At 45.4% G+C, this 17,034-nt stretch carries 16 protein-coding genes and 1 pseudogene; 1 reads left to right on the forward strand and 16 read right to left on the reverse strand.

Annotated features, from left to right (window positions below; genetic code table 11):
• Nucleotides 1-194 precede the first annotated feature (194 nt).
• From K1J10_RS08190 to K1J10_RS08235, 10 genes are all read right to left on the reverse strand, one after another.
• Nucleotides 195-2,195: a peptide ABC transporter substrate-binding protein gene (locus K1J10_RS08190; RefSeq protein WP_154857786.1), complete on the reverse strand. Its 2,001-nt coding sequence runs from the start codon at nucleotides 2,193-2,195 to the stop codon at nucleotides 195-197.
• Nucleotides 2,196-2,304: 109 nt separating this feature from the next.
• Nucleotides 2,305-3,090, reverse strand: coding sequence for a tryptophan synthase subunit alpha (trpA, locus tag K1J10_RS08195; protein ID WP_223356687.1), 786 nt, complete (start codon nucleotides 3,088-3,090; stop codon nucleotides 2,305-2,307).
• 2 nt (nucleotides 3,091-3,092) lie between these two features.
• A complete protein-coding gene (gene trpB, locus K1J10_RS08200; protein WP_223356688.1) occupies nucleotides 3,093-4,295 on the reverse strand; it encodes a tryptophan synthase subunit beta in 1,203 nt (400 codons plus the stop codon).
• Complete coding sequence (locus K1J10_RS08205) at nucleotides 4,292-4,873, reverse strand: phosphoribosylanthranilate isomerase (RefSeq protein WP_223356690.1); 582 nt, start codon at nucleotides 4,871-4,873, stop codon at nucleotides 4,292-4,294. The genes trpB and K1J10_RS08205 overlap by 4 nt, the downstream gene beginning before the upstream one ends.
• Entirely contained in the window at nucleotides 4,860-5,627 is a 768-nt protein-coding gene (gene trpC / locus K1J10_RS08210) for an indole-3-glycerol phosphate synthase TrpC (protein WP_223356692.1), read from the reverse strand. Before trpC ends, K1J10_RS08205 begins: the two co-directional genes overlap by 14 nt.
• Complete coding sequence (gene trpD / locus K1J10_RS08215; protein WP_223356695.1) at nucleotides 5,624-6,628, reverse strand: anthranilate phosphoribosyltransferase; 1,005 nt, start codon at nucleotides 6,626-6,628, stop codon at nucleotides 5,624-5,626. The genes trpC and trpD overlap by 4 nt, the downstream gene beginning before the upstream one ends.
• A gap of 64 nt (nucleotides 6,629-6,692) precedes the next feature.
• A complete protein-coding gene (locus K1J10_RS08220) occupies nucleotides 6,693-7,259 on the reverse strand; it encodes an aminodeoxychorismate/anthranilate synthase component II (RefSeq protein WP_006595988.1) in 567 nt (188 codons plus the stop codon).
• Nucleotides 7,256-8,611 carry an anthranilate synthase component I gene (gene trpE / locus K1J10_RS08225; RefSeq protein ID WP_223356697.1) on the reverse strand — a complete coding sequence of 452 codons (1,356 nt, stop codon included), beginning with the start codon at nucleotides 8,609-8,611 and terminating at the stop codon, nucleotides 7,256-7,258. Before trpE ends, K1J10_RS08220 begins: the two co-directional genes overlap by 4 nt.
• Nucleotides 8,612-9,101: 490 nt before the next feature.
• Nucleotides 9,102-10,139 (reverse strand): M42 family metallopeptidase, encoded by a 1,038-nt coding sequence (locus tag K1J10_RS08230; protein WP_048714849.1) that lies wholly within the window; start codon nucleotides 10,137-10,139, stop codon nucleotides 9,102-9,104.
• Between the two features lie 323 nt (nucleotides 10,140-10,462).
• Nucleotides 10,463-11,065 (reverse strand): hypothetical protein, encoded by a 603-nt coding sequence (locus K1J10_RS08235; RefSeq protein ID WP_223356699.1) that lies wholly within the window; start codon nucleotides 11,063-11,065, stop codon nucleotides 10,463-10,465.
• A 238-nt stretch (nucleotides 11,066-11,303) separates the two neighbouring features.
• Between K1J10_RS08235 and K1J10_RS08240 the strand changes: the two genes are divergently transcribed.
• Complete coding sequence (locus tag K1J10_RS08240; RefSeq protein ID WP_223356702.1) at nucleotides 11,304-11,999, forward strand: VIT1/CCC1 transporter family protein; 696 nt, start codon at nucleotides 11,304-11,306, stop codon at nucleotides 11,997-11,999.
• A 456-nt stretch (nucleotides 12,000-12,455) separates the two neighbouring features.
• Here K1J10_RS08240 and K1J10_RS08245 read toward each other — a convergent pair whose 3' ends face one another.
• The 6 genes and pseudogenes from K1J10_RS08245 to K1J10_RS08270 form a co-directional block, all read right to left on the reverse strand.
• Nucleotides 12,456-12,995 carry an NADPH-dependent FMN reductase gene (locus tag K1J10_RS08245; protein ID WP_223356705.1) on the reverse strand — a complete coding sequence of 180 codons (540 nt, stop codon included), beginning with the start codon at nucleotides 12,993-12,995 and terminating at the stop codon, nucleotides 12,456-12,458.
• A 146-nt stretch (nucleotides 12,996-13,141) separates the two neighbouring features.
• Nucleotides 13,142-13,993 carry a VOC family protein gene (locus K1J10_RS08250; protein ID WP_223356707.1) on the reverse strand — a complete coding sequence of 284 codons (852 nt, stop codon included), beginning with the start codon at nucleotides 13,991-13,993 and terminating at the stop codon, nucleotides 13,142-13,144.
• A 150-nt stretch (nucleotides 13,994-14,143) separates the two neighbouring features.
• Nucleotides 14,144-15,745, reverse strand: coding sequence for a type I restriction-modification system subunit M (locus tag K1J10_RS08255; protein ID WP_223356709.1), 1,602 nt, complete (start codon nucleotides 15,743-15,745; stop codon nucleotides 14,144-14,146).
• 21 nt (nucleotides 15,746-15,766) lie between these two features.
• Nucleotides 15,767-16,060, reverse strand: a complete 294-nt coding sequence (locus K1J10_RS08260; RefSeq protein ID WP_021144391.1) for a helix-turn-helix domain-containing protein — start codon at nucleotides 16,058-16,060, stop codon at nucleotides 15,767-15,769.
• The gene (locus K1J10_RS08265; protein ID WP_223356712.1) at nucleotides 16,050-16,415 is read right to left on the reverse strand and encodes a type II toxin-antitoxin system RelE/ParE family toxin; all 366 of its coding nucleotides are present in this window, start codon (nucleotides 16,413-16,415) and stop codon (nucleotides 16,050-16,052) included. Before K1J10_RS08265 ends, K1J10_RS08260 begins: the two co-directional genes overlap by 11 nt.
• 239 nt (nucleotides 16,416-16,654) lie before the next feature.
• A pseudogene (locus K1J10_RS08270) lies at nucleotides 16,655-17,034 on the reverse strand (hypothetical protein); the annotation flags it as partial.

Raw genomic sequence — 17,034 nt, forward strand, 5'->3', positions numbered from 1 at the left:
TTGTGTGAATACTTACAGTTTACCCCAATGAAACGCTATGAGTTTTTTTGTTGCACTATATTTTACAATTTATCTTTCATAAAAGAGACCTCACTATTTTGTAATCAATACAACTATTATACTATGTAAGCGCTTTTATAGCAAATTCTAAACAAGAAAAAAATCGAGGCAAATTTGCCTCGATCAAAAGATGTTTATTTCACATGATCTTTTAATTCTTCTTGAGCTTTTTGGTTAGACTCTGCTTGCTCTTTCTTCCATTTTTCAAGAGCTTTGTTGTAGTCTTCGGTTTTTACAGCCTTATCTTGAAGTTCCATACCTTTGTAGACAACGTTGTCTTTCCCTTTACCACCGGTCCAGCCAAATGGTGCTGAGAATGGTACAACACGAGTCAAGAATGGACGACCAGTCTTAGAAGTGGTTGGGATGACCAAAGCACTATCTGTCAACCAAGCTTGAGCTGCCGCATATTTCTCATAACGTTTGTTAAGGTCTTGTGTTTCAGCTCCTGCTTCTGTTACCATCTTCTCAAAGTCGTACAAGCCAACTTTCTTAGCTGCCTCATTGTTTTCGCTTGGGTCAAATCCAAGGAAGGTACGAGTGTTTTCACCAGAAGATGCTTTCAAGATATCAAGGTAAGTTGATGGGTCTTGATAGTCAGGGCTCCATCCAACGTTATCTGAGATATCCCAGTCTTCGTCTTCTGCTTTAGCAGCAAAGAGGGTTACGTTCAAGAGGTCTTCTTTTGATACCATATGGATATCGACAACGACGTTTTCTTTTCCAAGCGTACTTTCAACTGATTGTTTGAAGGATTGAGCACGTTGAACCTTAGATTGAGTCGTTTGGTCTACTGGCATATCCAAGTGGATTGGGAATTTCACGCCATCTGCTTCAAGTGCAGATTTCGCTTTGGCAAACTCTTCTTTGGCTTGTTTTGCGTTGTAAAGACCATTTTGACCATCGTCAAGATTTGCATCTTTCCACTCGTCTCCATAAGTCACCAACTCAGATTTAACCATCTCACCGAAGGTCTTACCATCTGCTTGAACGAATGTAGGTGGGATGTACAAGTTACGGATCAGTTTGCTTGCTCCATCTTTACCATTTGCTTGGGCAGCATAGGCTTCACGGTCAAAGGCAAAGCTGATTGATTGACGGAAGTCTTTGTTCAAAAGAGCTTTCTTAGTAGATGATTTTTCTTCATCTGTTGTTTTTGAAGTGTACTTGTATGACTGACGGTCGATATTCACACCGATAACGAAGGTGCTGGCATCTTGAGGAGTGTAGATGATTTCATCTTTAAACTTCTTAGCTTGGTCTGTAAATCCAGGTCCAGTTGGGAACAATTTAGCAAGGCTAAGAGCGTTGTCCTCAAATGAGTTCGCCAATTTACTTTGGTCTTGTCCATCATAGTATTCGAGCTTAACGTCTGTGATGTGAACATTATCCTTATCCCAGTAGTTTTCATTCTTGCTCATCTCGATAGATGATTTAGAAGTGAAGCTCTTCAAGATGTATGGACCATTGTAAAGAAGTGAGCTAGTGTCACTTGCTTGGGCAAATTTATCCCCTTTTGATTCAACGAATTTCTGATTGATTGGGAAAGTGATCCCAAGAGTCAACTTAGAATTCCAGAAAGGCTCTGCCTGGTTCAAAGTGATTTGAAGGGTATGATCATCAACTGCTTTAATGCCTACATTTTTGAAGTCTGAAGTCTTACCTTCAACATAATCATTCAAGCCCTTGATAGAGTTTTGAATGATGTAGAGCATTTCAGACTTGTGGTCAGCGGCATACTTGATCCCTGCAACGAAGTCATCTGCTGTCACATCCGCATACTCTTCCCCTTCTGAATCATACCATTTGGCATCATCACGAAGTTTGTAAGTATAAGTCAAGCCATCTTCTGAAACTGTCCAATCTTTAGCAAGCGAAGGAATCAAATTTCCATACTTGTCGTTTTCAAACAAACCATCGATCAAGTTTCCTGTGATTTCGTGGGTTGCAGCTTTACCAGATGTGATGTAGTTCAAGTTTTCAGGTTCAGTCTCATAGACGTAAGAGAATTTTTGACCTGCTTCACTTGATTTTGAGCTTGAGCTTGATGATTTAGAACCACCAGAACATGCTGCAAGAATACCTGCTGAAAGAAGAGCTACTCCTGCAAGAGCAATGACATTTCTTTTTTTCATTGTTTACTCCTAATAAATTTTTAAGGTTGTCTTAAGATTATACCACAAAGATTTTCAGAAGAGAAGTAATTTTCTGAAAATTTATTAAATTTTGTAATTTTTCTTATCCTTAGCATTTATTAAAGTGTGAACCATAGTCTACAAAGGCCTTAACATCGCTGGTTTTGCCCTCATGAAGGTCCCGAACAATTTTCGAACCTACGATGACACCATCCGATACCTGATTAAAGCGTTGGATATCTTCTTGGGTGGAGACTCCAAATCCTGTCAGAACTGGAATAGTGGCCAAGTCTCTCAAGGTCGCCAAGTGCTGATCCAAGTCGTCCCGGTAGTTGCCCATTTTCCCAGTAACTCCATTGATGGCTACCGCATAGATAAAGCCTTCTGCTTCTTGGATCAAGGCCTTTTGGCGTTCGATGCCTGTGGTCAAGCTGACCAGGGGTACAAGGGCAATATCACTCCCTTCCAAGTAAGGCGCTATCATATCGGCATGCTCATTTGGCAGATCGGGAATAATTAACCCTTTGACGGAGGTAGAAGCCAATTCTTTTATAAAGGCTTCAATCCCATATTGGTAGACTGGATTGATATAGGTCATAATGACCAGGGGAATCTTGGTCTCTTGTTCTTGGAGTTTTTTTACAATAGCGGTTAAGGTCACTCCCTTGGCCAAACTACGTTGCCCAGCCATCTCGATGACTGGCCCATCCGCTACAGGGTCCGACCAGGGAATCCCCACTTCAATAGCCGATGCTCCACTTTCTTCTAAGAGCTGAATAGTATCAAAGAGACCGTCCAGTCCACGCTCATGATCGCCTGCCATAATGTAAGGGACGAAAATTCCACGCTTGCTGTCTTTAATAGCTTGTAAATGCTGAGTTAGTGTTTTGGTCATCTCTACTTCCCTTCTGCTTCAAACCGTTCTTTCACCTGCATGACATCCTTGTCTCCACGACCAGATAGGCAGACGATGAGCGTTTGGTCCGGAGCCATTTTTGCTGCGACTTTTTGCGCTAGAGCGATAGCATGACTGGACTCCAATGCTGGAATGATCCCCTCCAAACGAGAGAGCAACTTAAATCCTTCGAGGGCTTCTTCATCCGTGATGGAATCATAAGTAGCCCGCCCAATTTCATTAAAATAGCAATGCTCTGGCCCCACACCAGGATAATCTAATCCAGCAGAGATAGAGAAAGCCTCCATGATCTGTCCATGGGCATCTTGAAGCACTTCCATCAAGGCTCCGTGAAGGATTCCTGGACGACCTTTGGCAAAGGTTGCCGCGTGTTTGTCCGTAACCAAACCAAGACCAGAGGCTTCTGCTCCGTACATGGCTACAGATTCGTCTTCTACGAATGGGTAGAACATGCCAATGGCATTGGAGCCCCCACCGATACAGGCTAGGACCGCATCAGGAAGTTTTCCACCCGAGACTTCAGCAAACTGACGTTTGGCTTCCTTACCAATCACGGATTGAAAATCTCGGACAATCTCTGGGAAGGGAGCTGGTCCAAGGGCTGATCCCATGATGTAGTGGGTATCATCAATCCCAGCTACCCATGCACGAAGGGCTGCATTGACCGCATCTTTCAGCACGCGCGATCCGTCTGTCACACTATGGACTTTTGCTCCCAAGAGCTCCATCCGAAAGACATTGAGGGCTTGGCGTTTGACATCTTCTTCCCCCATGTAGATGGTACACTCCATCTCAAAGAGTGCTGCTGCCGTCGCTGTTGCCACTCCGTGTTGACCAGCCCCTGTCTCCGCGATGATTTTCTTCTTGCCCATCCGTTTAGCCAGCAAGACCTGACCAAGGGCATTGTTAATCTTGTGGGCCCCTGTATGGTTGAGGTCTTCCCGTTTCAGGTAGATTTGTGCTCCACCGATGTGCTTGGAGAGACTTTTGGCGTGGTAAAGTGGAGTCTCCCGACCGACATAATTCTTGAGCAAGTCATCCAATTCCGCCTGAAAGCTTGGATCTGCTTTGGCTTCTCTGTACGCCTTATCCAGTTCGATCACGGCTGTCATCAGGGTTTCTGGGACAAACTGGCCCCCAAATTTTCCATAAAACCCTTTTTCATCCGGTAGTTGATAGTTCATGCTTTCGCTCCTTCTATAAATGCTTTTATCTTTTCTATATCTTTGCGTCCGTCTGTTTCGACCCCTGAAGAGACATCCAGGGCATAGGGCCGAAAGGTCTCTCGAGCTTGGCGGACATTATTCACTGTCAAGCCCCCTGCAATAAAGAAGTCCTGCCGGATCTTCTGATCTTTCAGCAAGTCCCAATCAAAGGTTTGCCCACTCCCAGCTACTGGAGCATCAAAGAGCAGATAATCGGCCTGGCTTGACACTTGGGCTTCCCCATCTCTGAGCTGGATCGCGCGAATGACGGGAACTGAAATATTTGGAATCTGAGCTTCATCAAACGTTCCATGAATCTGAACAATGTCTAAGGGAACCTGAGCAATGGCTTGCTCCAAGTCCTCTAGACTTGGTGAGACAAAGACTCCGACGATTCTGGTCTTGCCAGTCACCAGTCTCGCCAATTCGTGGGCTTGCTCCAGACTGACTTGTCGCTTGCTCTTAGCGAATACAAAGCCGATATAGTCTGCTCCTGCTAGGACAGCTGTCTCCACGGCTTCCACTGTAGACAGGCCGCATATTTTAACCTTTGTCAATTTGTAACTCCTTGACCTTTTCTGCTACATCTCCTGCTGTCATGAGGGCAGTCCCTACCAAGATCCCATTAAAGTAGGGAGCGACAAGAGCCGCATCTTCCCCATCAAAAATAGCGGACTCCGATATATAAACTGGCTGGTCTTTGAAATGCGTGGACAATTCAAGACTGGTATTCAGATCCGTTTCAAAAGTGACCAGGTTCCGGTTGTTGACCCCAATGATGTCAGCCCCGATCCGATGGGCGATTTCGAGCTCAGGTAAGTTATGGGTCTCTATAAGCACTTCCAAACCGAGCCCCGTCGCAAAGTCGTAGAGTTCTTTGAGCCGGGCTTCGGGCAGAGATGCGACAATCAAGAGAATGACCGTCGCTCCGGCATTGCGAGAGCGAACGATTTGCTTCTCATCGATGATAAAGTCCTTAGCCAAGGTTGGAATTGACACCTGGGAAGAAATCTCACCAAGGTAGTCTAGATCTCCCTTGAAAAAGACTTGGTCCGTCAGGACTGAGATCATGGCTGCCCCGTTTTCTTCATAGGTCTTGGCTTGGGCGACAATATCCACATCCAAGTTAATATCCCCCATACTAGGGCTGGCTTTCTTCACCTCAGCAATGATCTGCAAGTGCTCTTGATGGCTCTTGAGAAAATCATAGAGGCTGTAGGTCTGACGAAGAGGCTGTAGGTCTTCCATGACCATTTGCGCCACTTCTTTTTCTTTTTGTTCTAGGATCGTCGGTAGAAAGGCTTTACTCATACTTGAACCTCTTGTAAGTGTTGCAATTTAGCAAGGGCAGAACCATCCGCAATCAATTGACGCGCAAGCTCCACACCTTCTTTGATGCTTGCCACTTTTCCATTGGCATAGAAACCAAGACCAGCATTGAGAACTGTCGTTTCCAGATAAGGGCTGGCTTCATTCTTCAAGACACTGAGGAGAATTTCTGCATTTTCCTTGGCATCGCCACCAGTTATTTCAGACAGCTCCACCTTGTCCATCCCCAGATCTTCATAGGTAAAGGTATGCTGGCTGATTTTGCCGTCTTCTAGGAGGGTATAGGTATTGGTTCCATATAGAGCTGCTTCGTCCATATTGTCAGGACCAGTGATGACGACGGCACGTTTGCGTCCCAGTTGCTGGATGGCACGCGCGACAATCTCTTGCAACTCAACACGATAGAGCCCCATGAGTTGGGTTTCAAGATCCAGTGGATTGGCCAGTGGACCGACCAGGTTCATAATGGTTGGAATCCCCATCGCTTGACGAGCAGGGCCAATGAAGCGCATAGCCGGATGCATGGTTTGCGCAAAGATAAAGGCCAAGCCAACCTCGTCCAAGGCTTTAGAGAGGGTCTCTGGCGAGGCAGCCACGTTGATGCCCAGCGCTTCAAGGACATCTGCAGAGCCTGACTTAGAAGAAACAGAGCGATTGCCGGCCTTGGCCATGCGGATCCCTCCAGCAGCCAAAACGAAGCAAACAGTCGTCGAAATGTTAAAGCTATAGGATTGATCACCGCCAGTCCCACAGTTACACATGGCATCTGAGAAGGTCTCTGACAATACCGTCGCATGGGCCTTTAAGGCACGTACAATTCCGGTAATTTCGTCTGCTGTTTCTCCCTTGGTTTTGAGTCCCATCAAAAAGGCAGCGATTTGACTCTCTGATAGTTGGTTTTGCAAGATTTGATCAAAGACTTCTTGGACCTGCTCTTGCGTCAAGTCTTGGCGATTAGAGATTTGTAAGAATAGTTCTTTCATAAGGGTTTCCTCTTGTCTTTTCTACACGTTTCAATAGAAATTTTAGTTGCTTGGAACTGCTGGTCTAGTCTAGGACCAGCTTCACAAAATTTTCGATCATTTTTAGACCATCTGGACTGCCGATACTCTCAGGATGATACTGAAGTCCGTAGATGGGCAGGCTCTTGTGTTGGATGGCCATGATTTCTTGGTCGTCCGTGGTAATGGCCGTGACCTCAAATTCTTCTGGCATTTGGTCAACGACGATAGAATGGTAACGCATGATGGGCACATCATTTTCAATGTCCTTGAAAATGGGAGATGGTGTTTCAAAGGTAATCTGACTTTGTTTGCCATGCATGACATTCTTAGCCAGGCGCAACTTGCCACCAAAGGTCTCAGCTAGGGCTTGGTGGCCTAAGCAAATCCCCAACATAGGTTTCTTACCTGCAAAGTCCTTGATCATGGCTTCCATTTTCCCAGCATCTGCTGGCCAGCCTGGACCTGGAGAGAAGACGAGGGCATCTGCCTCTTCCGCTTGCTCATACAAGCGCTCATCATCATTTCGCAAGACCTCTACCTCTGTAAAAGTTCCCAAGTATTGGGCCAAATTATAGGTGAAGGAATCGTAATTATCCACTAATAAAATCATTGAACATCTCCTATTCTTGTCATCGATTTTGCCTTGTTAATCGTTTCGTAAAATTCATTCTCTGGAACACTGTCGTAGACAATCCCTGCTCCTGCTTGGACGTAGGCCTTTTGATTCTTGAGGATCATGGTCCGGATGGCAATGGCGAAGTCCATATCCCCTGTCGCTGAGAGGTAACCAATAGCTCCCGCATAGACGCCACGTTTTTCCTGTTCCAATTCATAGATCCGACGCATGGCCCGAATCTTAGGAGCCCCAGAGACTGTTCCCGCTGGTAGTGTCGCTTTCAAGGCATCGAGAGCTGTTAGGTGTGGCAGGAGTTGCCCCTTGACCACACTGGTCAGGTGCATAACATAGCGGAAATATTCTACTTCCATATACTTGGTCACTTCGACCGTCCCGTTTTGAGCGATTTTCCCGATATCATTGCGGCCAAGATCCACCAGCATGCGGTGCTCGGCTGTTTCCTTGATATCGTGAAGGAGTTCATGAGCCAGGGCTTGGTCCTCTTCTTCCGTCGCTCCACGAGGTCGAGTTCCGGCGATCGGATTGGTGGTCACCTCTCCCTTCTTCACCGATACCAGACTTTCAGGACTGGCTCCAATGATCTGGTAGTGACCAAAGTCATAGAAATAGAGATAGTTGGATGGGTTGGTCACGCGCAAATTCCGGTAATAATCCAAGGGATCACCTTCAAAATCTGCTGAGAAGCGTTGACTGAGGACACATTGGAACATATCACCTTCACGGATCAGTTTCTTGGCCTTCTCCACCATTTCCATAAAGACTTCCTTCTCGATATGATTGGTGAAGTGCAGGGCCTGCAAGGCCTGAGGAGTGAACTCGTTGGGCGCTTGGGTTTGCAGATCGGTCACCACTTGCCCCAGTGATTGGCGAACCGCATCATTGCTTCGACCAGAGTAGATATTGTCCTCCACCACATAGACTTTTTCCTTCTTGTGGTCAAAAATCAAATAGGACTCGTAGATGAAGAAATGCATATCTGGCGTCCCGATGGTATCCTGAGGAATAGATCCAATCTCCTCATAGACTCCGATCATATCGTAGCCCGCAAAACCGATAGCCCCACCGGCGAAAGGAAGATCAGACGTCAGTCCCTTGACCGTTACCTGGTGGAGGTAGTCAAAAGGATCTTGCTCCAGCACCTTGCCATTCTCATACAGGATACCATCCTGGTAGGTCACCTCAAATACTGGATTGTAGGCCACGATAGAAAAGCGGGCATTCTCCTTCTCACGCGGGATCGACTCAAGGATGACCTTATGGTCTCCCTGGACACGCATGTAAGCTAGAATGGGGGTTAAGGTATCAGCTGGTAAAATTTTTTTCATAGGAATTCCTTTCTTTTCCTAGGGGCGAAGCGATGCAAGTCCTGAACCAATCACTTCCAATCCTCTTCGAAGTTATCAAGCTGACCAACTTCAACAGAATACAAAAAACCTCACAGAGTAACACTCTGTGAGGGCATTAAATCAGGTTTAACACGGTACCACCTCAGTTAATGGTCAAAAGGGTAGAAAGCGACCATTATCTCTATCTCCTCTAACAAGGAGTCGCACGATAAGGGGTGCCTACCGAGAAGAATATGTGTTATCCTCTCCTACTTTAAACAATCAGCCCAATGTTCACTAACTCCGACTACCTGCTCACAATACCCGCAGGCTCCCTGAAAATCTTAGACTAGTTACTTTCTGATTTACTACATATTTTACTACATTTTTTTGGCTTGTCAAGAATTTTTTGACAGTTTATCCTAAAAAATCTACCCAGTCAACTCGACCAGGCAGATTCAATCCTATGTTTTAACCTTGAAAACGAAGCTTATTTGACCAAGTCACTCTTGAGATAGGCATCGACCATACGCTCTGTTGCCACCACAGAATCCACGTGGGTCCGCTCATAGGAGTGGCTAGACTCGATTCCTGCTCCGAGAAGACCATGCTTGACTTCTGCACCTGCGCTCATGGCTGCAGAGGCATCCGAGCCATAGAAAGGATAGATGTCCAGTTTGTAAGGGATGTTTTGCTCCTTGGCCAAGGCCACCAAGTGTTGGCGAAAACCATAGTGGTATGGACCAGAAGCATCTTTGACACAGATAGAAACCGTGTACTCGTCTGTCTGCTGGTCATCTCCCATAGCCCCCATATCGACTGCCAAATATTCGACCGCTTGAGCTGGGATGCTGGAGTTAGCCCCATGGCCTACCTCTTCAAAGACTGAAAAGGCAAAGTGAGTCGTTACTGGAAGGGTCACGCCTTCTTCCTTGTAGACGCGAAGGAGATTAAGCAAGATGGCAGCGCTGACCTTGTCATCCAAGTGACGAGACTTGATAAAGCCCGTATCTGTGACGATGGTCCGAGCATCAAAGCTGATAAAGTCTCCCACCTCAATCCCTAAGTCACGAGTTTCTTTTTCAGAGGTCACTTTTTCATCCAAGCGCACTTCCATATTGTCCTGGGTCCGCTCTACAGTTCCCGCATCCTTGTAGACGTGGCAAGAGGTTTGGTGGACAAGGATGGTACCCGAGTGGGTCTTACCAGTATTGGCCACATGGACCGTACAGTTTTCCCCTTCAATCATGTTCCAAGGGAAGCCACCGATGCGATCCAGCTTGAGACGGCCATCTGGTTTCACAGCACGGACAATTGCTCCCAAAGTATCCACATGGGCCGTGATGTAGCGGTGTTGCTCGTCATTCTCACCCTTGAGGACAACGGTTACGCCTCCCTTAGCTGTCCGAACAGGGCTGTAGCCCATGTCTGTCAAAGTCTTGACCAAGTAAGCTGCTACTTCTTCCGTAAAGCCTGTCGGTGATGCGATGGCTGTGAGCTCTTTTAGATATTCAACTGTTTGATTCATGAATTTCTCCTTCAATAATCTGCTAGTACGATTATAGCACGACTGCCCCTAAAAGACTAGCTCAGATAGAAAGCAAAAAAAGCTGGGACAAAAGTCCTAGCCTCTCAATTTTCTTTGGATAGTCGAGCAAGACGCAGTGGTTGAGTGGGCTCTACTACGCTGATTTCATCAGCTTTTACAGCCCTACTCAACTGTGCGGAGGTGGGACGACGAAATCGAATTCAAACGAATGACCGATTTCTGTCCCACTCTCTTTTGTTTATTTCGATCTTGATCCTATCTAAAGCTGCAGAAATTAGGTTCCCACAGAGAAGATAGGAGCTTTAGCTAGTCAAACCTCCGACCAGCTTATAAGCAGTTACCAAAGCATTTGTCATCGTATCACGGGTTGCTTTGAAGGACTCAATGAAGGCTGCACGGTGCTCTTCTGGGAAAAGCGTTGTATCATCTCCAAATTGAGCCAGTGTTTCATTCAAAGAAGCCAACTCTTCATCCATCTTTTTGATACCAGGTTCCAAGGACTTGAAGTAGTCATCTTGCTCAGATTTTGGCAACTTTTCTCCCAATTCATTGGCATATTTCTTATAAGTTTCAGCGAGTTTTGCATAAAGCGCCTTGATTTCACCGATTGTTTTCGCATTTTCAATTTCTTGGTCTGTTACCAAAACAACTTCTGGAGCTGTTGCTTGAGTGCCTGAGCCTGATGAAGACTGGCTGGAAGAACTACTTGTATCATCCGTCAATTCAAATTTCTTTGATGAAGATGATTTCTTCTTAGATGAGGAAGACTTCTTAGAAGAAGATTTCTCCACCTTACTTGAAGACTTCTCTGAAGAAGCCTTTGGTTTTGCAGTTTGATTTCCCGAACATGCGACCAAGGTAAAGACCGAGAGGAGGGTAATACCGCTTGCGACTAATTTTTTCATTGTTCTCTCCTATAAATATTTTTGCTTTTGTAAATTATATCTAAAATTATTTCGAATGTCAAAGCATTATAATATCTTAGTTCCTTCTGCTAGCAGTATATTTTTTAATATGAGATAGAACTTCTACCATCCATGACCCTTTCTTAAATTGTCGGACTTTTATCATTTGGGACAAAAGACTTGCAAACTGATAGATATTTAATTATAATCATTCTAAATAAGAAGTTAGGAGACAAGTATGACTGAAACCAAACATGGGGTTGATGCCTCATTTAATGACCGCTTAAATATCTTACGGGCTGGAGTCCTCGGTGCCAATGATGGCATTATCTCAATCGCTGGAGTTGTCATTGGGGTTGCCAGTGCGACCAGCAACCTCTGGATCATCTTCCTATCTGGCCTCTCTGCCATTCTGGCTGGTGCCTTCTCTATGGCGGGTGGTGAATACGTGTCTGTATCGACCCAAAAGGATACAGAAGAAGCCGCTGTGAGTCGGGAGCAAGCCCTTCTGGACCGTGATCCAAAAGCTGCCCGCGACTCCCTCTATGCGGCCTATCTCCAAAATGGGGAATGCGAAACGGCTGCTCAAATCATGACCGAGCGGGCCTTTCTCAAACATCCCCTCAAGGCCTTGGTGGAAGAAAAGTATGGACTGGAGTTTGAAGAGTTTACCAATCCTTGGCATGCGGCCATCTCGAGCTTTGTTGCCTTTGTCCTCGGCTCTCTTCCACCTATGCTGTCGATCATCCTCTTGCCAAAAGAAATCCGGATCCCAGCAACGGTGATCATTGTGGCCCTTTCCCTTCTCTTTACCGGCTACACCAGTGCCAAGCTGGGAAAAGCACCAACCAAGCAAGCCATGATCCGTAACTTGGTCATCGGACTACTGACTATGGGTGTTACCTATCTCTTCGGACAATTGTTTAGTATCTAAAAAAGCTGAGACTTCTGTCTCAGCTAAATTTGAAGATTTAATCCTCTAAAAAAATTTCCTTAGGTGAGTACGGACGTCAGCGAACTTCGTAGAAGTTCCATGACTTAGTTTTGGACCTAAGGTTCCAAAACTCCCGAGTGCCTGAAACAATTACGTTTCAGGCACTTTTCTCACAGCGGAAAGTTTTTGTTCTACTTAAATGACTAAAAATAAAAGTCATTATTTTAATGAATCATCTAGATAGTCTATGCAAAAAGTAGTTTGCCCACTTTCTAAGAGGCTGGAACAAAAGTCCCAGCCTCTTAATTGTCTTTGGATTGTCGAGCAAGACGCAGTGGTTGAATGGGCTCTACTACGTTGATTTCATCAGCTTTTACAGCCCTACTCAACTGTGCGGAGGTGGGACGACGAAATCGAATTCTAACGAATTATCGATTTCTGTCCCACTCTCTTTTCTTATGCTTCCAATAAGGCTTGGACTTGTTTTTCCAATCTTGCGATGGCTTCGTCTGTTAAGACCAATTCACCTGTTGCCCAGGCTTCTGGGTTAACGGTTGTTCCTGTGAATTCTCCCACTACTTGGGTACGAACGAATGGTAAGAGCGCTTGGTAAGCCGCAAACATTGGCTCGTGTCCTGCATTAGCGACTGAAGAGACAGTTACGATCTTGTCTTGAAGGGCAGATGGACCACGAGTTTCTGACAGGTCAAGGGCACGGCTAAGCCAGTCGATCAGGTTTTTCACTACACCTGGAATGGCAAAGTTGTAGACTGGTGAGAAGATCCAGATGGCATCCGCAACAAGGACCGCATCACGCGCTGCTTGCACTGCTGGCAAAGTCGGTGTTTCCAAATCTTGGTTCATCATAGGGATGTCCTTGTAGTCTAAGTAAGTCACAGTTGCTTTTCCTTCAAGAAGGCTTTCTGCTTTCTGAGCCATTTGGTGGTTAAAAGATCCTTGACGAAGGGATCCGACGATAAATAAAATGTTATTCATAGCTGTTTCTTCTTTCTGTTGTAAGACTATTTATTACAAAAACTATTATACACGGCTCAGATGTAATGTCAAGAATTACAACTTGAAATATCACTAATTTTTACTATTTATTTTTTTCTCTCAAAAAGCCTAATTTATCGAGCTTTCTATAGCTTTCTGACTCGAGTCACGATCCCATCCGGATCTGTAAACGCGAGCTCACTTGAGGTCAGCCAGGTGACAGCTACCTCCTGCTCTTTTGCTCTCTCGGCGATGGCAACCAAGTCTTCTTTCTTTTCTACGTGGACGACGTAATAGGCAAGGCCAGGAAGCTGGGCTTCCCGTTTGACCAAGTGCTTGCCGGCCCATTCATTGACTGCCAATTGATGGTGGTAGACTCCAGAAGCGATCCAGCTGGCAGATGGAACAGTAAACTTATTCAATAATTCCAGCACCTTTTGGTAAAAGGCGGACGCCAATCGACTATCTCTCACGGAGAGGTGGATATGTCCCATACGGGTAGCTGACGCTATCTGGAAGGGCTCCACCTTACGCCCCATTTCATAGATCTCTTGGGCAGAGAGCTCCTCCGTCACGCCGATGATACGGCCATCCTCACGGATATCCCACTCCGCCACTGGCTTATCCCGGTAGAGCTCAATGCCATTGCCCTCTGGATCTTCAAGATAGAGAGCTTCACTGTAGCCATGGTCTGCAGCCCCCACAAAGGGAACCTTCAGCTCAGCCATATGTTTGAAGACATCCGCCAAGTCCTCCCGACTAGGTAGGAGAATAGCCATGTGGTAGAGACCATAGCTCCCTTTAACGGCTTCGGTCCGATCCGTTTGGATGAGATGAACCAAGGGCTTACCACCAGCCCCAAGAAGGACTTCCTCCTCCGTCTGAGACAACATCTCCAAGCCCAACATTTGGGTGTAAAAAGCGGTCTGGCGCGCCAAATCCTTCACATTTAGCGCAACTTCTGCCAGGTAAATCTTGCTATTATAGGCGTAGGTCATAGGTGTCTCCTTGTCGGTTTTGTTATTCGTTGTAACATTTTATATTACATCATTATACACTCTTTTATAAAAGAAGCAAGAAAAATAACTCGACAGAAAACCCTCCTTAGAAAACTAAGGAGGGAATTTTCTGTTAAATATTATTAAGACTTACCCCTTAAACTCCTCGACAAATTTCTTGAGTTCAGCATCGGCTTCTGGTGTTGTTCCATGAAGCTGGCTGAGCATATCTAAAAGAGAAGCTGTCTGAGTCTCAATGGTCGCGTTGGTTTGGTTGATCTTGGCCACGATATCTGTCAGTGGCTCTACCTCTTCTTCCTCAAAGGTATCCACATAACGCGGGATATTGAGGTTGTAGTCATTCTCGACGATCTCCTCAAAGCTAGCCAGATGGGCGAACTTATCTATATCCTCTCTACTCTTATAGGCCTGGAGGATCTTCTCGATATGGGCATCCGTCATGATGTTCTGGTTCTTGCCCTTATCAAATTCTTTAGAGGCATCGATAAAGTAAACGTCTCGATTGGTCCTGTTCTTTTTGAGAATGATGACCGTCGTTGGGATGCTAGTATTGAAGAAGATATTGGCAGGTAGACCGATCACCGTATCAATGGCCCCTTCTTCTAGCAAGGCCTTGCGAATGGTTCCTTCCGCATTGCCACGGAAAAGGACCCCGTGAGGAAGGACGATGGCCATGACCCCCTTGTCCTGCTTGAGATGGTAGTAACCATGCAAGAGAAAGGCAAAGTCCGCCTTGGACTGAGGCGCAAGCTTGCCAAATGGGGAGAAGCGAGGATCTTGGAGGAAGCCGGAGCTTGCAGACCACTTAGCTGAGTAGGGTGGGTTCATGAGGACCCCATCAAAGTTGGTCGGCTCTTGGGTCGGCCAGTCTTCATCCAAGGTATCGGCATTATGCAAGAACTGGTTTTCCACCGGGACCCCGTGTAGGATCATGTTCATCCGAGCCAGGTTATAGGTAGAGGTATTGAGCTCCTGACCAAAGTACTGGACGGTTTGAGGCTGGTGAGAAAATTTCTTGGCATTGAGCAAGAGCGAGCCTGATCCCATGGTGGCATCGTAGATGGTAAATCCCTGCTCGTCTTCACGCCCTAAAAAGGCAATCTGGGTCATGAGCTTGGCTACAGGCTGGGGCGTATAGAACTCTCCTGCCTTCTTACCAGAGTCGGTCGCAAACTGACCGATCAAGTACTCATAAGCATCCCCAAGCATGTCACCCGCATGACCTGCCACATCTAGCACAGCCAGCTCTTTCATAACCGCAGCCACTAGCTGGTTTTGCTTTTGAGGTGTCGCCCCTAGCTTTTTGGAGTAGAGATCAATATCCTCAAAGAGATTTTCATAGAGGTCATCACTTTGCTCGATGTCTCGGAAGCCCTGAGCTAGATCTTCTAGCTGGAAAGTCCCTTCATTGACCCGGTCTACCAAGGCCGTAAAGGTTAAGTCTGGCTTGATGACATAGTTGAGCTCATCGGTGATAACAGTGATGAGATCCTCTTGAGAGTCTGGATCCTCATAGTAGGTTCGATAAAGCGCCAAGGCTTCATCTAAGCTCTCTGTCTCCTCCTCCATGGTCTCCGCCACGAAGAAGAGCAATTTATCTGAGAGGTACTTGTAAAAGATCATCCCCAAGAGATAGGACTTATAGTCATTGGCATCCATCTTAGAGCGGAGCACATCCGCTGAGTTCCACAGGGCTTGGTAGAGCGACTGGGAGGTTTGTGTTGTTTCCATAGTAATTCTTTCTGATTTCTTTTAAACCTTTTCTTGTTCCAGTGGGACGACAGCGAGGGTCTTGCCCAGACTGGCTAAGACTTTCAAGACAGTGTCCAATTGAGGACTTGTCTTTCCTGTCTCCATCCGAGCGATGACCGGTTGGCTGACCCCACTGAGTTCTTCTAGCTTCTTTTGGCTAATACCCTTTTCATGCCGAGCTTCGATCAGCTCTGTCATAATCGCGACTCGCAGATCACTTTCCAGGATTTCTTCCTTGGTGAAGAGCTCTGCTCTCACATCTTTCCAATTGCTGCCGATGGCACTATTCTTCATCTCTTAGCCCTCTTTCCTTCAAATCTTGCAACTCCCGCTTGGCTTTCTCGATCTCTCGTCTGGGTGTCTTTTGCGTCTTTTTGACAAAATGATGCAGTAAGACAAAGCTCCCATCTAGCCAAGCAACGAATAAAATCCGATCCCGCAAAGGTCTCAACTCCCAGATCTCCGCATCCAAATGCTTGATGTAGGGTTGGCCAGCACGTGTCCCTTGCTGGCTCAAAAGCTCGATATAGTCGTTGAGCTTATTAAGTTTGATCCGGCTGTCCTTGCAATCGTGACGAGCTAGCTCCCTCATGTAGTCCAAGACCGGTTGATTCCCTTGTTTGTCCTTATAAAAATATATAGTGTGCACAAAGCAGCCTCTTTTCGAATTTATTATAACTCTAAAGTTATTAAAAGTAAATACTTTTAAGTTATTAAATACTAAGGAGCACCCTTTGAAAAGACCAGAGGGGCTCACTTATACTATTCGAAAAATGCTGTGCTTAGGAATGCTGCTAAAGGGAATTTTTGAAGGTTAGATTAACATATCTTGTAAGGGTTTATTTAGTGTCTATATCTAGAAATTAATATAAAAATCAAGTATTTTTATTATTTAAGTAGAGTTACAAATTCACTAAAATATTTTGTTCTTAATAATATAGATAGTTCAGAATCCAAGGCTATACGACTTAAAGCTTTTTCTTTAAACTTTGAAGTTATTTGCGTGTTTCCTCTATAATCAATTATTTCTTTTTTTAAGTTACAAATCTTTAATATCCTTGAAAAATCAGATGAAGCCAAACTTTCTTCAACAATAGATTTAATTTTATTAAACGTTGAATCTACATCAAATTTAGAGGATAAGCTATCTAAAAATACATGAGCATCGTGTTCATTTGGTTCACCTTTTTCAATTGATAAATTGTAAAATATAGTGCAACAAAAAAACTCATAGCGTTTCATTGGGGTAAACTGTAAGTATTCACACA

Source organism: Streptococcus australis (genome assembly GCF_019930045.1).
In the GTDB taxonomy this organism is placed as follows: Bacteria; Bacillota; Bacilli; order Lactobacillales; family Streptococcaceae; genus Streptococcus; species Streptococcus australis_D.